Here is a 462-nt window from a genome sequence, read left to right on the forward strand (position 1 = left end):
GTACCAAAGAGTAAAGCAAAAAACTTACCGCGGCGACAACGAATATGGCGATTACGATTTCCTTAAACTGTTTCATTTCCCTCTCTCATTATTTTGCCGTCCTTAACCTTGGCAAAAAACGCCTGTGATTTTCACGAAGAACTTCCACGTCCACGTGCGTGTAAATTTGCGTCGTGGAAAGATCCGCGTGCCCCAACAACTCCTGTACCGTCCTTAAATCGGCGCCTCCTTTCAAAAGCCCTGTGGCGAAACTGTGCCGCAAAGTGTGCAGATGCGAAGAAGTTCCCGCGACAGCGGCCGATTTCGCGTAATTTTTCCAAATGCCTTTTCTGGAAAGCCTTTTTCCGTTTCTTCCGATAAACAGGGCGCCGCTTTTGTTCGTTTTTCCGGCTAGCTTAGGACGGATGTCCCTTAAATACTCCGTCAGCTTTTCCGCCGCTTCAGTCCCGAAAAGCGTTATGC

General features: G+C 48.5%; 1 protein-coding gene. It reads right to left on the minus strand.

Going from position 1 to position 462, the window contains the following annotated elements:
• Positions 1-88 precede the first annotated feature (88 nt).
• The coding region (locus ACYVTD_RS16605) for a tyrosine-type recombinase/integrase (protein ID WP_461248762.1) at positions 89-462 on the minus strand (374 nt) is incomplete at its 5' end.

The organism is Treponema sp. R6D11, assembly GCF_054786075.1.